This is a genomic window from Klebsiella sp. AqSCr, from assembly GCF_008452795.1.
Classification (GTDB): Bacteria; Pseudomonadota; Gammaproteobacteria; order Enterobacterales; family Enterobacteriaceae; genus Klebsiella; species Klebsiella pneumoniae.
The window spans coordinates 17,928-31,559 of the sequence record NZ_MJDM01000041.1; the positions used below are offsets into that span (position 1 = coordinate 17,928).

The following is a 13,632-nucleotide window of genomic DNA, read 5'->3' on the forward strand; positions in this document are numbered from 1 at the left end:
CGGGCTTTTAGCTGGAATGTGACTATGTTGGCATTTATCCGTTTTCTTTTTGCAGGCCTGCTGCTGGTGATCGGCCACGCCTTTGCCGCCACGGTTCAGGACGAACACGGCACGTTTACACTCGATAAAACGCCACAACGGATTGTGGTGCTGGAACTCTCGTTCGCCGATGCGCTGGCCGCCGTGGACGTCAGCCCGATCGGTATTGCCGACGATAACGATGCAAAACGCATCCTGCCCGAAGTGCGTGCGCACCTGAAACCGTGGCAGTCCGTCGGAACGCGCGCGCAGCCGAGCCTGGAAGCCATTGCTGCCCTGAAACCAGACCTGATCATTGCCGACAGCAGTCGCCATGCGGGGATTTACACCGCCTTGCAGCAAATCGCGCCGGTACTGCTGCTTAAGTCCCGCAACGAAACCTACGCTGAAAATTTGCACTCAGCGGCTATCATCGGCGAAGTGGTAGGTAAAAAACGAGAGATGCAGGCGCGTCTGGAACAACATAAAGAGAAGATGGCGCAGTGGGCCAGCCAGCTTCCCACAGGGACACGCGTGGCCTTTGGCACATCACGCGAACAGCTATTCAACCTGCATACCCAGGAGACCTGGACCGGCAGCGTGCTGGCTTCTCTGGGGCTGAACGTTCCCGCTGCGATGGCGGGCGCGTCCATGCCGTCCATCGGCCTGGAGCAAATGCTGGCGGTCAATCCTGCCTGGCTGCTGGTTGCCCACTATCGCGAAGAGAGCATTGTTAAACGCTGGCAACAAGATCCGCTCTGGCAGATATTAACCGCCGCGCAGAAGCAGCAGGTTGCTTCAGTCGACAGTAACGCCTGGGCGCGGATGCGCGGTATTTTTGCCGCAGAGCGTATTGCCGCTGACACGGTAAAAATCTTCCACCATCAGCCGCTTACCGATATGAAATGACCGCGCTAAAACACCCGGTGCTGCTGTGGGGGCTTCCCGTTGCAGTACTTATTATTATTTTCTGGCTGAGTCTGTTTTGCTACTCGGCCATTCCTGTTTCCGGAGCAGACGCAATCCGCGCCCTGCTGCCTGGACACACGCCAACGCTACCAGAAGCGCTGGTGCAAAACCTTCGTTTGCCGCGAAGCCTGGTCGCCGTTCTGATCGGCGCAAGCCTGGCGCTCGCGGGCACGCTGCTGCAAACCCTGACCCACAACCCAATGGCCTCTCCTTCACTGCTCGGCATTAACAGCGGCGCGGCGCTGGCTATGGCGCTTACCAGCGCGCTGAGTCCGACGCCGGTTGCAGGCTATTCCCTGTCGTTCATCGCGGCATGCGGGGGCGGCGTGAGCTGGCTGCTGGTCATGACCGCAGGAGGCGGGTTTCGTCATACCCAGGACAGAAACAAACTGATCCTCGCGGGTATCGCGCTGTCGGCCTTTTGTATGGCCCTGACCCGCATCACCCTACTGCTGGCCGAAGATCATGCTTACGGCATCTTTTACTGGCTGGCAGGCGGAGTGTCCCACGCCCACTGGCAGGATGTCTGGCAGCTCTTGCCGGTGGTGGTCACTGCAGTCCCTGTCGTGTTGCTGCTGGCGAATCAACTGAACCTGCTCAACGTCAGCGACAGTACCGCCCATACGCTGGGAGTGAACCTGCCGAGACTACGTTTGATCATCAATATGTTAGTGCTGCTTCTGGTTGGCGCGTGCGTCAGTGTGGCAGGTCCGGTGGCGTTTATCGGCCTGCTGGTGCCACATCTGGCGCGCTTCTGGGCAGGCTTCGATCAGCGCAACGTACTGCCGGTGAGCATGCTGCTGGGGGCCACGCTGATGCTGATGGCAGATGTACTCGCACGCGCGCTGGCCTTCCCCGGCGATCTGCCCGCAGGCGCAGTGCTGGCGCTGATTGGCAGTCCTTGCTTTGTCTGGCTGGTGAGGAGGCGAGGATGAAAATTGCGCTGGTCATTTTCATCACCCTTGCCCTGGCAGGCTGTGCGCTGTTATCACTCCATATGGGGGTGATCCCCGTGCCGTGGCGCGCGCTGCTGACCGACTGGCAGGACGGACGCGAGCATTATTATGTATTGATGGAGTACCGACTGCCGCGCTTGCTGCTGGCACTGTTTGTCGGTGCAGCCCTCGCCGTGGCGGGCGTGCTGGTACAGGGGATTGTGCGTAACCCGCTAGCATCACCGGATATTCTCGGCATTAACCATGCCGCCAGCCTTGCCTCTGTGGGAGCACTGCTTCTTATGCCATCACTATCCGTGATGGTGCTGCCGCTGCTGGCCTTTGCGGGCGGTATGGCGGGGTTGATCTTGCTGAAGATGCTGGCAAAGACCCACCAGCCGATGAAGCTGGCGCTCACCGGCGTGGCGCTTTCCGCCTGCTGGGCGAGCCTGACGGATTACCTGATGCTCCTGCACCCGCAGGATGTAAACAGTGCCCTGCTGTGGCTGACGGGTAGCTTATGGGGGCGCGACTGGCACTTTGTGAAGATTGCCGTGCCGTTGCTCATTCTGTTTTTGCCGCTGAGCCTGCGCTTTTGTCGCGATCTCGACCTGCTGGCGCTGGGCGATGCACGAGCAGCCACGCTCGGCGTGTCGGTTCAGCGCACCCGGTTCCAGGGGCTGATGCTGGCTGTCGCGATGACAGCAACCGGCGTGGCCGTCTGTGGCCCGATAAGTTTTATTGGTCTCGTCGTGCCGCACATGGTGCGCAGGATCGCCGGCGGGCGTCACCGCTGGCTGATGCCCGTTTCGGCCCTGACGGGCGCGTTGTTGCTGGTCATTGCCGATCTGCTGGCACGAATCATTCATCCGCCGCTGGAGCTTCCGGCAGGCGTGCTGACCGCCATTATCGGCGCACCGTGGTTTGTCTGGCTGCTTGTGAGAATGCGATAAATGAGATTACGTACTGAAAATCTGACCGTCAGCTATGGCGCACAAACCGTGCTGGATGGACTTTCTCTCGCCCTGCCTGCCGGAAAAATCACGGCCCTGCTCGGCCCTAACGGTTGCGGGAAATCGACGCTGTTGAACTGTTTTTCTCGCCTGTTAACACCAGACTCTGGCGAGATATTGCTTGATGAAAAACCCATAGCCGGTTTTTCCGCCCGCCAGCTGGCTCGCCGCCTGGCTTTACTGCCGCAACACCATTTATCCCCCGAGGGGATCACTGTACGGGAACTGGTTTCCTACGGCCGCAGCCCGTGGCTGTCGTTGTGGGGGCGACTCTCCGCGGAAGACAACGAGCGGGTCAACGTGGCAATGAGTCAGACCCGGACGCGCAATCTGGCTGACCGCAGGTTAACCCAGCTTTCCGGCGGCCAGCGCCAGCGTGCGTTTCTGGCGATGGTGCTGGCACAGGATACCCCACTCATTCTTCTTGATGAGCCTACGACCTACCTCGATATCAATCATCAGGTTGAACTGATGCGCCTGATGGTTGAACTCAAAAGGCAGGGGAAAACCGTAGTGACGGTACTCCACGATCTGAATCAGGCCAGCCGCTATTGCGATCATCTGGTGGTACTGGCAAGCGGTCGCGTGATGGCGCAAGGTGCTCCGGAAGCAGTGATGAAACCAGAGCTTCTAAAGACGGTGTTCAGCGTAGAAGCGGAAATCCATCCCGAACCGGTATCTGGCAGACCCATGTGTGTGGTGAAGTAGTCTGGCGAAGTGATAAGGATCATCACAGGACAGATAAAGGAAGTGATAACCACCTGCCAACAGGCACCAAAATCTGGCTGGTTGCCGGTATCACCGACATGCGCAACGGCTTCAATGGTCTCGCCGTAAAGGTGCAGACGATGCTGAAAGATGACCCGATGTCCGGCCATGTCTTCATCTTCCGGGGCCGCAGCGGCAGTAAGGTCAAACTGCTGTGGTCCACCGGCGACGGGCTGAGCCTGCTGACCAAACGGCTGGAACGCGGCCGCTTCGCCTGGCCCTCTGTCCGCGATGGCAAAGTGTTCCTGACCCCGGCGCAGCTGGCAATGCTTCTGGAAGGCATCGACTGGCGGCAGCCTAAAAGACTGCTTACGTCCCTGACCATGTTGTAGGCCTCTTTATCCTGGTTGTCGTTGAATAAGCCTCGTAAAATGCGGGCTTATGAACAACACCTCCCCCTGACGACATCCTTCTGCTGAAACAGCGCCTGTCCGAACAGGAAGCGCTGAACCGCGCCCTGCTGGAAAAGCAGGCCGACCGGGAGCGCGAAATAGACCATCTGCAGGCGCAGCTGGATAAGCTTCGCCGAATGAACTTCGGCAGTCATTCTGAATAAATCTCCCGCCGCATCGCGCAGATAGAAGCCGACCTGAACCGGCTTCAGACAGAAAGCGATACGCTGACGGGTCGGGTTGCCGATACGGGCCGGGCCACGTATCGTTTTAACCCTGAATATTCATCGCAGATATTGTTTCGGGTTTTCCGGTATACCAGCCCTGAACTAGGTAACCGGGGCCAAGAGAACGGACGAATTCAAACTGTCCTGGCGTTTCCACCCCTTCAAACACCAGTGGTTTGCCAGTACCACGTAACCCTTTCACCACAGAAACAAGTAGCGCTCGCTTCACCGGGTCATCAATATTGGCAATAAAAATACGGTCTATTTTTATCTCATCGAAATCCAGTACCGTCAGCCATTCAATATGGGGGCCGCTTGGAAAACGGAATCTATGGTCACTCCCGTTTTTGCAACACCGATTTTGACGACAAGTTGGCTTGCTTGAATCTATCCGGCGTCTGAATGGGATTTTATTCCCGCGCCTTGATGAGTTCCGCGCCTGATGAACCTCCAGAAAATATACGGCTTCAATGAGCCTTTCCGTTTTACAGGTTCCTCAACAGGCCGGTGGGCCGTTAGTATCATCAATATCAGTATTCGCAAAACCAGATCAGTAATTCTTTAAACCGGTGTATTTCTGCCGTTATGCTACATAAGTTTGCTGTCGTGCCGTTAGGGCCCAGGCTATTCTGGCCAGCTTGTTTGCCAGAGCACAAGTGACGACAAAGTTGCTTTTCCGGCACAGTAAATCCCTGACCCAATCGGCCAATTTGCCAGACTGGTGTTCCAGTTTTTGTATGAATACCCTGGCACATTGAACCAACAAAGTTCGGATCTTTTTATTACCTCGCTTACTAATTCCCAGCAATGTCGTCCTACCTCCCGTGCTGTACTGCCGAGGTACAAGCCCTGTTGCCGCCGCAAAGTCACGGCTGCTGGCGTACTGCTTCCCGTCGCCAATCTCAGTTGAAATAGTACTCGCTGTCAGTGTTCCGACGCAGGGAATGCTCAGCAAGCGCTGTCCAACCTCATCTTCGTCCAACTTTCGTTTCAACTGGGATTCCAAATCTTTAATCTGCTCAACAAGATAGTGATAATGCTGTTGTAATTTCAGCAATAACTGGCTGAGGTAAAGAGGCAAACTATTATCCTCAAGAATGGTACTCAGTCGGCTAATAACGGCAGCTCCTCGGGGAACGCTAATGCCAAATTCCAGCAGAAAAGCATGCATTTGATTGGTTGTTTTTACCTTATCCTGAACCAGGGATTCACGGACACGATGCAGAGCCCGCATTGCCTGCTGAGATTCCGTTCTGGGCTGCACAAAACGCATAGACGGACGCGATGCAGCTTCACAAATAGCTTCGGCGTCGACAAAGTCGTTTTTATTGCTTTTAACGAACGGGCGGACAAATTGTGGTGATATCAGCTTTGGGGAATGCCCCAACTCTTCCAACTTGCGTGCCATAAAGTGAGAACCGCCACAGGCTTCCATTGCGATGGTTGTAGCGGGGCATGTCGCCAAAAATTCGATCAACTTTGGCCGGGTAAATTTTTTACGGTAAACAGCCTTCCCGCGACGATCCTGGCAATGAATATGGAAAGAGTTTTTACCCAGATCGATACCAATGAGCGCAATGTTTTCCATGATAGTTCTCCGAATGAAAGCCTGTCCTCAGCATAGTACCGGGAAGGAGGGAGTGACCATCTCATTAAATATCCTACGTTAAGCCTGTTTTTTGAGCTGGCATGACGGGCAGCTATGAGCGAAGTATAGTCATTCGCCCTATCTCTTTTGTCGCACTTTCAACAAGGGGGTCGCTTGGAAAGCGGAACGAGGTCAGTCTCCGCCCGGACTGCTCAGCTCTTTAAACAGCAAAAGAGAGGCATCTTATGAGAAGGGATTATTCAGTATGTCAGGGCAGACTGCTTTTTCATCCGCAGGTACTGAGGGTAAATGCTCAATTCCGGTACGATTCTTACTCTATAGCCAGACAGAATTCAGCATTGTGCTGAACCCGAATCTTTTTTTACTCTGACAGGCCTGTTCATCAGAACCCTGAAAAAACAATTTTCCCGTTCACATTTTTATTTTCCATGTCCTCATGAGCCCGGCGAAGTGCTTTAGCATTCAGCCTGCCATACTCTGCCAGCAACGGAGGTTTGAGCTTACCGGAATCCAGCATGCATGAGAGTTTGTTAAGAATATCATGCTGTTTAGACATGTCCGCAGTAGCATGCATGGGGCGGGTAAACATTGCCTCCCAGTGAACAGAAACGCTCTTAAATTTGATCAAACGCAGATCCAGTGGTTCAGGGTCGTCGATGAGTCCGATACGGCCTTGTGGGGCAATAATTTCGGCCATATTTTCCCAGGCAGATGGCGTGGTGTACGTTGAGAAAATCCGGGTAATGGGAGGGAGTCCAGCAAGGCTGGCAACCTGTGGCGCAAGCGCACATGAATGATCCAGGACATAATGCGCACCAAACCCGCGAACCGCTCTGACACTCTCCTGCCGGGAGGCAGTCCCGATGATGTTCACCCGACTCAGAGTGCGGGCAAGCTGTATAGCCATACAAGGGACTCCGCCCGCACCGCCAAGCATCAACAGGGTCTGATCAGCATCTCCGTTCACTGACAACTGCAGACGATCAAATAACATTTCCCAGGCTGTCAGACCGGTCAGAGGAACCGACGCTGCAGCTTCAAAACTTAGTGCTGCCGGCTTTATCCCCGTAATGCGTTCGTCAACCAGCTGAAACTCTGCGTTGGCTCCCTGGCGATCGAGCACACCGGCATAGAAAACGTGGTCACCTGGCCTGAACAGCGTCACATCTGGTCCGGTTGCTTCAACAACACCGGAAGCGTCGTATCCCATAACTACCGGATTGCCTGCAGAGGGGCTGATGTTTCGCCGGCTTTTCAGGTCCCGTGGGTTAACCGCGACCGCCCTGACTCTGATCAAAAGATCACGCCCCTTGGGCATGGATGGGTGGGGAAGCGACAAATCTTCAATAACGGATGTACTTTCCCCGGGTTGCCAGAAACCAACGGCTTTCATTCTGTCTCCTTAAAAAGGTCAGTCACCAGATAAATAAATGTAAAAGTGTGCGGAACGCGATACCCGCCAGTGCCCCCGGCAGTGCAAATCGAAAAATACGCAGAAAGCGGGCGCTGATGCCCATGAATATACCAATGCCCGGCAAATCAAAACTGTTGATGAGAAATCCGGCTGAGCGGTTAATTTCGTTAACGGTCAGGTTACCGCTATGGATAAGGTCAGTCGGTAATGCTGTCAACCTGTTGATGACTATTTTAATCTGTTGTCATTCAATCCTTGTAACATCAGGATGATCCTGGTGTCAGTGAAAATACGAAATCAACACGTTGGTATCATTACCCACCTGTGAACTGACGTCGGCATTTTGAATCTCACTTCGGCGTGCCCCCTCCGAATGGCGCAAAACATTTCGTGGTATGGCATGATAGCACCCGAAGAGAGTCAATTCAGGGTGGTAAATGTGAAACCAGTAACGCTATACGATGTCGCAGAGTATGCCGGTGTCTCTTATCAGACCGTTTCCCGCGTGGTGAACCAGGCCAGCCACGTCTCTGCGAAAACGCGGGAAAAGGTGGAAGCGGCGATGGCGCAGCTGAACTACATTCCCAACCGCGTGGCACAACAACTGGCGGGCAAACAGTCGTTGCTGATTGGCGTTGCTACCTCCAGTCTGGCCCTGCACGCGCCGTCGCAAATTGTCGCGGCGATTAAATCTCGCGCCGATCAACTGGGTGCCAGCGTGGTGGTGTCGATGGTAGAACGAAGCAGCGTCGAAGCCTGTAAAGCGGCGGTACATAACCTTCTCGCGCAACGCGTCAGTGGTCTGATCATTAACTATCCGCTGGATGACGAGGATGCCATTGCTGTGGAAGCTGCCTGCGCTAATGTTCCGGCCCTATTTCTTGATGTCTCTGACCAGACTCCCATCAACAGTATTATTTTTTCCCATGAAGACGGTACGCGACTGGGCGTGGAGCATCTGATCGCATTGGGTCACCAGCAAATCGCGTTGTTAGCCGGTCCATTAAGTTCTGTCTCGGCGCGTCTGCGTCTGGCGGACTGGCATAAATATCTCACACGCAATCAAATTCATCCGATAGCGGAACTGGAAGGCGACTGGAGTGCCATGTCCGGTTTTCAACAAACTATGCAAATGCTGAATGAGGGCATCGTTCCCACTGCGATGCTGGTTGCCAACGATCAGATGGCGCTGGGCGCAATGCGCGCTATTACCGAGTCCGGGCTGCGCGTTGGTGCGGATATCTCGGTAGTGGGATACGACGATACCGAAGACAGCTCGTGTTATATCCCGCCGTTAACCACCATCAAACAGGATTTTCGCCTGCTGGGGAAAACTAGCGTGGACCGCTTGCTGAAACTCTCTCAGGGCCAGGCGGTGAAGAGCAATCAGCTGTTGCCCGTCTCACTGGTGAAAAGAAAAACCACCCTACCGCCCAATACGCAAACCACCTCTCCCCGCACGTTGGCAGATTCCTTAATGCAGCTGGCACGACAAGTTTCCCGACTTGAAAGCGGGCAGTGAGCGCAACGCAATTAATGTGAGTCAGCTCACTCATTAGGCACCCCAGGCTTTACACTCTATGTGTCCGGCTCGTATGTTATGCGAAAATGTGAGCGGATAACAATTCACGCAGGATACAACTATGACAATGATTACGGATTCACTGGCCGTCGTATTACAACGTCGTGACTGGGAAAACCCTGGCGTTACCCAACTTAATCGCCTTGCGGCACATCCCCCTTTCGCCAGCTGGCGTAATAGCGAAGAGGCTCGCACCGATCGCCCTTCCCAAGAGTCGCGCAGCCTGAATGGTGAATGGCGCTTTGCCTGGTTTCCGGCACCAGAAGCGGTACCAGAAAGCTGGCTGGAGCGCGATCTTCCTGACGCCGATACTGTCATCGTCCCCTCAAACTGGCAGATGCACGGTTACGATGCGCCTATCTACACCAACGTGACCTATCCTATTGCGGTCAATCCGCCGTATGTTCCCACGGAGAATCCGACGGGTTGTTACTCGCTCACATTTAATATTGATGAAAGCTGGCTACAGGAAGGCCAGACGCGAATTATTTTTGATGGTGTTAACTCGGCGTTTCATTTGTGGTGCAACGGGCGCTGGGTCGGTTACGGACAGGACAGTCGTTTGCCGTCTGAATTTGACCTGAGCGCATTTTTACACGCCGGAGAAAACCGCCTCGCGGTGATGGTGCTGCGCTGGAGTGACGGCAGTTATCTGGAAGATCAGGATATGTGGCGGATGAGCGGCATTTTCCGTGACGTCTCGTTGCTGCATAAACCGAGCACGCAAATCAGCGATTTCCATGTAGCCACTCACTTTAATGATGATTTCAGCCGCGCTGTACTGGAGGCAGACGTTCAGATGTACGGCGAGCTGCGCGATGAGCTGCGGGTGACGGTTTCTTTGTGGCAGGGTGAAACGCAGGTCGCCAGCGGCACCGCGCCTTTCGGCGGTGAAATTATCGATGAGCGTGGTGGTTATGCCGATCACGTCACCCTACGTCTGAACGTCGAAAACCCGAAACTGTGGAGCGCCGAAATCCCGAATCTCTATCGTGCGGTGGTTGAACTGCACACCGCCGACGGCACGCTGATTGAAGCAGAAGCCTGCGATGTCGGTTTCCGCGAGGTGCGGATTGAAAATGGTCTGCTGCTGCTGAACGGCAAGCCGTTGCTGATTCGCGGCGTTAACCGTCACGAGCATCATCCTCTGCATGGTCAGGTCATGGATGAGCAGACGATGGTGCAGGATATCCTGCTGATGAAGCAGAACAACTTTAACGCCGTGCGCTGTTCGCATTATCCGAACCATCCGCTGTGGTACACGCTGTGCGACCACTACGGCCTGTATGTGGTGGATGAAGCCAACATTGAAACCCACGGCATGGTGCCAATGAATCGTCTGACCGATGATCCGCGCTGGCTACCCGCGATGAGCGAACGCGTAACGCGAATGGTGCAGCGCGATCGTAATCACCCGAGTGTGATCATCTGGTCGCTGGGGAATGAATCAGGCCACGGCGCTAATCACGACGCACTCTATCGCTGGATCAAATCTGTCGATCCTTCCCGCCCGGTACAGTATGAAGGCGGCGGAGCCGACACCCTCGCAACCGATATTATTTGCCCGATGTACGCGCGCGTGGATGAAGACCAGCCCTTCCCGGCTGTGCCGAAATGGTCCATCAAAAAATGGCTTTCGTTGCCTGGAGAGACGCGCCCGCTGATCCTTTGCGAATACGCCCACGCGATGGGTAACAGTCTTGGCGGCTTCGCTAAATACTGGCAGGCGTTTCGTCAGTACCCCCGTTTACAGGGCGGCTTCGTCTGGGACTGGGTGGATCAGTCGCTGATTAAATATGATGAAAATGGCAATCCGTGGTCGGCTTACGGCGGTGATTTTGGCGATACGCCGAATGATCGCCAGTTCTGCATGAACGGTCTGGTCTTTGCCGACCGCACGCCGCATCCGGCGCTGACGGAAGCAAAACACCAGCAGCAGTTTTTCCAGTTCAGTTTATCCGGGCGAACCATCGAAGTGACCAGCGAATACCTGTTTCGTCATAGCGATAACGAGCTCCTGCACTGGATGGTGGCGCTGGATGGCAAGCCGCTGGCAAGCGGTGAAGTGCCTCTGGATGTCGCTCCACAAGGTAAACAGTTGATTGAACTGCCTGGACTACCGCAGCCGAAGAGCGCCGGACAACTCTGGCTAACGGTTCACGTAGTGCAACCGAACGCGACCACATGGTCAGCAGCCGGACACATCAGCGCCTGGCAGCAGTGGCGTCTGGCGGAAAACCTCAGCGTGACACTCCCCTCCGCGCCCCACGCCATCCCGCAACTGACCACCAGCGAAACGGATTTTTGCATCGAGCTGGATAATAAGCGTTGGCAATTTAACCGCCAGTCAGGCTTTCTTTCACAGATGTGGATTGGCGATAAAAAACAACTGCTGACGCCGCTGCGCGATCAGTTCACCCGCGCACCGCTGGATAACGACATTGGCGTAAGTGAAGCGACCCGCATTGACCCTAACGCCTGGGTCGAACGCTGGAAGGCGGCGGGCCATTACCAGGCCGAAGCAGCGTTGTTGCAGTGCACGGCAGATACGCTTGCCGACGCGGTGCTGATTACCACGGTCCACGCGTGGCAGCATCAGGGGAAAACCTTATTTATCAGCCGGAAAACCTACCGGATTGATGGAAGTGGTCAAATGGCGATTACCGTTGATGTTGAAGTGGCGAGCAATACGCCACATCCGGCGCGGATTGGCCTGACCTGCCAGCTGGCGCAGGTAGCAGAGCGGGTAAACTGGCTCGGATTAGGGCCGCAAGAAAACTATCCCGACCGCCTTACTGCGGCCTGTTTTGACCGCTGGGATCTGCCATTGTCAGACATGTATACCCCGTACGTCTTCCCGAGCGAAAACGGTCTGCGCTGCGGGACGCGCGAATTGAATTATGGCCCACACCAGTGGCGCGGCGACTTCCAGTTCAACATCAGCCGCTACAGTCAACAGCAACTGATGGAAACCAGCCATCGCCATCTGCTGCACGCGGAAGAAGGCACATGGCTGAATATCGACGGTTTCCATATGGGGATTGGTGGCGACGACTCCTGGAGCCCGTCAGTGTCGGCGGAATTCCAGCTTAGCGCCGGTAGCTACCATTACCAGTTGCTCTGGTGTCAAAAATAATAATAACCGGGCAGGCCATGTCTGCCCGTATTTCGCGTAAGGAAATCCATTATGTACTATTTAAAAAACACAAACTTTTGGATGTTCGGTTTATTCTTTTTCTTTTACTTTTTTATCATGGGAGCCTACTTCCCGTTTTTCCCGATTTGGCTACATGACATCAACCATATCAGCAAAAGTGATACGGGTATTATTTTTGCCGCTATTTCTCTGTTCTCGCTATTATTCCAACCGCTGTTTGGTCTGCTTTCTGACAAACTCGGGCTGCGCAAATACCTGCTGTGGATTATTACCGGCATGTTAGTGATGTTTGCGCCGTTCTTTATTTTTATCTTCGGGCCACTGTTACAATACAACATTTTAGTAGGATCGATTGTTGGTGGTATTTATCTAGGCTTTTGTTTTAACGCCGGTGCGCCAGCAGTAGAGGCATTTATCGAGAAAGTCAGCCGTCGCAGTAATTTCGAATTTGGTCGCGCGCGGATGTTTGGCTGTGTTGGCTGGGCGCTGTGTGCCTCGATTGTCGGCATCATGTTCACCATCAATAATCAGTTTGTTTTCTGGCTGGGTTCTGGCTGTGCATTCATCCTCGCCGTTTTACTCTTTTTCGCCAAAACGGATGCGCCCTCTTCTGCCACGGTTGCCAATGCGGTAGGTGCCAACCATTCGGCATTTAGCCTTAAGCTGGCGCTGGAACTGTTCAGACAGCCAAAACTGTGGTTTTTGTCACTGTATGTTATTGGCGTTTCCTGCACCTACGATGTTTTTGACCAACAGTTTGCTAATTTCTTTACTTCGTTCTTTGCTACCGGTGAACAGGGTACGCGGGTATTTGGCTACGTAACGACAATGGGCGAATTACTTAACGCCTCGATTATGTTTTTTGCGCCACTGATCATTAATCGCATCGGTGGGAAAAACGCCCTGCTGCTGGCTGGCACTATTATGTCAGTACGTATTATTGGCTCATCGTTCGCTACCTCAGCACTGGAAGTGGTTATTCTGAAAACGCTGCATATGTTTGAAGTACCGTTCCTGCTGGTGGGCTGCTTTAAATATATTACCAGCCAGTTTGAAGTGCGTTTTTCAGCGACGATTTATCTGGTCTGTTTCTGCTTCTTTAAGCAACTGGCGATGATTTTTATGTCTATTCTGGCGGGCAATATGTATGAAAGCATCGGTTTCCAGGGCGCTTACCTGGTGCTGGGTCTGGTGGCGCTGGGCTTCACCTTAATTTCCGTGTTCACGCTTAGCGGCCCCGGCCCACTTTCCCTGCTGCGTCGCCAGGTGAATGAAGTCGCTTAAGAAATTAATGTCGGATACGGCGCGAGCGCCTTATCCGACCAACTTATCAGGACGGAATGTTAAAAATGAACATGTCGATGACAGAAAAAATAAAAGCAGGCAAGCTATTTACCGATATGTGCGAAGGCTTACCTGAAAAAAGACTTCGTGGGAAAACATTAATGAATGAGTTCAATCACTCGCATCCATCAGAAGTTGAAAAAAGGGTAATGACTCCAACTTATTGATAGTGTTTTATGTTCAGATAATGCCCGATGACTTTGT

12 protein-coding genes and 2 pseudogenes are annotated in these 13,632 nt (G+C 53.9%); 10 read left to right on the top strand and 4 right to left on the bottom strand.

The features are described 5' to 3' along the window. Nucleotides 1–24 precede the first annotated feature (24 nt). The 6 genes and pseudogenes from fecB to BHE81_RS26260 form a co-directional block, all read left to right on the top strand. Nucleotides 25–927, top strand: a complete 903-nt coding sequence (gene fecB, locus BHE81_RS26235) for a Fe(3+) dicitrate ABC transporter substrate-binding protein FecB (RefSeq protein WP_032415038.1) — start codon at nucleotides 25–27, stop codon at nucleotides 925–927. Continuing rightward, nucleotides 924–1,922, top strand: coding sequence for an iron-dicitrate ABC transporter permease FecC (gene fecC, locus BHE81_RS26240; RefSeq protein WP_004118243.1), 999 nt, complete (start codon nucleotides 924–926; stop codon nucleotides 1,920–1,922). Before fecB ends, fecC begins: the two co-directional genes overlap by 4 nt. Continuing rightward, on the top strand, nucleotides 1,919–2,875 hold the full coding sequence (gene fecD, locus BHE81_RS26245) for a Fe(3+) dicitrate ABC transporter permease subunit FecD (protein WP_004118246.1): 957 nt from the start codon (nucleotides 1,919–1,921) through the stop codon (nucleotides 2,873–2,875). Before fecC ends, fecD begins: the two co-directional genes overlap by 4 nt. Continuing rightward, complete coding sequence (gene fecE / locus BHE81_RS26250; protein ID WP_004152282.1) at nucleotides 2,876–3,643, top strand: Fe(3+) dicitrate ABC transporter ATP-binding protein FecE; 768 nt, start codon at nucleotides 2,876–2,878, stop codon at nucleotides 3,641–3,643. 53 nt (nucleotides 3,644–3,696) lie between these two features. After that, nucleotides 3,697–4,035 carry an IS66 family insertion sequence element accessory protein TnpB gene (gene tnpB / locus BHE81_RS26255; RefSeq protein WP_032415058.1) on the top strand — a complete coding sequence of 113 codons (339 nt, stop codon included), beginning with the start codon at nucleotides 3,697–3,699 and terminating at the stop codon, nucleotides 4,033–4,035. A gap of 49 nt (nucleotides 4,036–4,084) precedes the next feature. Continuing rightward, nucleotides 4,085–4,343, top strand: a pseudogene (locus BHE81_RS26260) (IS66 family transposase); the annotation flags it as partial. Nucleotides 4,344–4,365: 22 nt separating this feature from the next. Here BHE81_RS26260 and BHE81_RS29065 read toward each other — a convergent pair. The 4 genes from BHE81_RS29065 to BHE81_RS29070 form a co-directional block, all read right to left on the bottom strand. After that, entirely contained in the window at nucleotides 4,366–4,794 is a 429-nt protein-coding gene (locus BHE81_RS29065; protein WP_306425632.1) for an EAL domain-containing protein, read from the bottom strand. A gap of 111 nt (nucleotides 4,795–4,905) precedes the next feature. Beyond that, the gene (locus tag BHE81_RS26270) at nucleotides 4,906–5,910 is read right to left on the bottom strand and encodes an IS110-like element IS4321 family transposase (protein ID WP_000427623.1); all 1,005 of its coding nucleotides are present in this window, start codon (nucleotides 5,908–5,910) and stop codon (nucleotides 4,906–4,908) included. Nucleotides 5,911–6,313: 403 nt separating this feature from the next. Continuing rightward, nucleotides 6,314–7,324 carry a zinc-binding alcohol dehydrogenase family protein gene (locus tag BHE81_RS26275; RefSeq protein WP_004152284.1) on the bottom strand — a complete coding sequence of 337 codons (1,011 nt, stop codon included), beginning with the start codon at nucleotides 7,322–7,324 and terminating at the stop codon, nucleotides 6,314–6,316. A gap of 22 nt (nucleotides 7,325–7,346) precedes the next feature. Continuing rightward, nucleotides 7,347–7,562, bottom strand: coding sequence for a hypothetical protein (locus BHE81_RS29070; RefSeq protein ID WP_004152285.1), 216 nt, complete (start codon nucleotides 7,560–7,562; stop codon nucleotides 7,347–7,349). A gap of 222 nt (nucleotides 7,563–7,784) precedes the next feature. Here BHE81_RS29070 and lacI point away from each other — a divergent pair, with 222 nt between their 5' ends. From lacI to BHE81_RS26300, 4 genes and pseudogenes are all read left to right on the top strand, one after another. Next, nucleotides 7,785–8,867, top strand: coding sequence for a DNA-binding transcriptional repressor LacI (gene lacI / locus BHE81_RS26285; RefSeq protein ID WP_016831235.1), 1,083 nt, complete (start codon nucleotides 7,785–7,787; stop codon nucleotides 8,865–8,867). Nucleotides 8,868–8,988: 121 nt separating this feature from the next. After that, the gene (lacZ, locus tag BHE81_RS26290; protein ID WP_004182121.1) at nucleotides 8,989–12,063 is read left to right on the top strand and encodes a beta-galactosidase; all 3,075 of its coding nucleotides are present in this window, start codon (nucleotides 8,989–8,991) and stop codon (nucleotides 12,061–12,063) included. A 51-nt stretch (nucleotides 12,064–12,114) separates the two neighbouring features. Continuing rightward, nucleotides 12,115–13,368: a lactose permease gene (gene lacY, locus BHE81_RS26295; protein WP_004182120.1), complete on the top strand. Its 1,254-nt coding sequence runs from the start codon at nucleotides 12,115–12,117 to the stop codon at nucleotides 13,366–13,368. Nucleotides 13,369–13,433: 65 nt separating this feature from the next. Further along, nucleotides 13,434–13,574: pseudogene (locus tag BHE81_RS26300) on the top strand (maltose acetyltransferase domain-containing protein); the annotation flags it as partial. Between the last annotated feature and the right edge of the window lie 58 nt (nucleotides 13,575–13,632).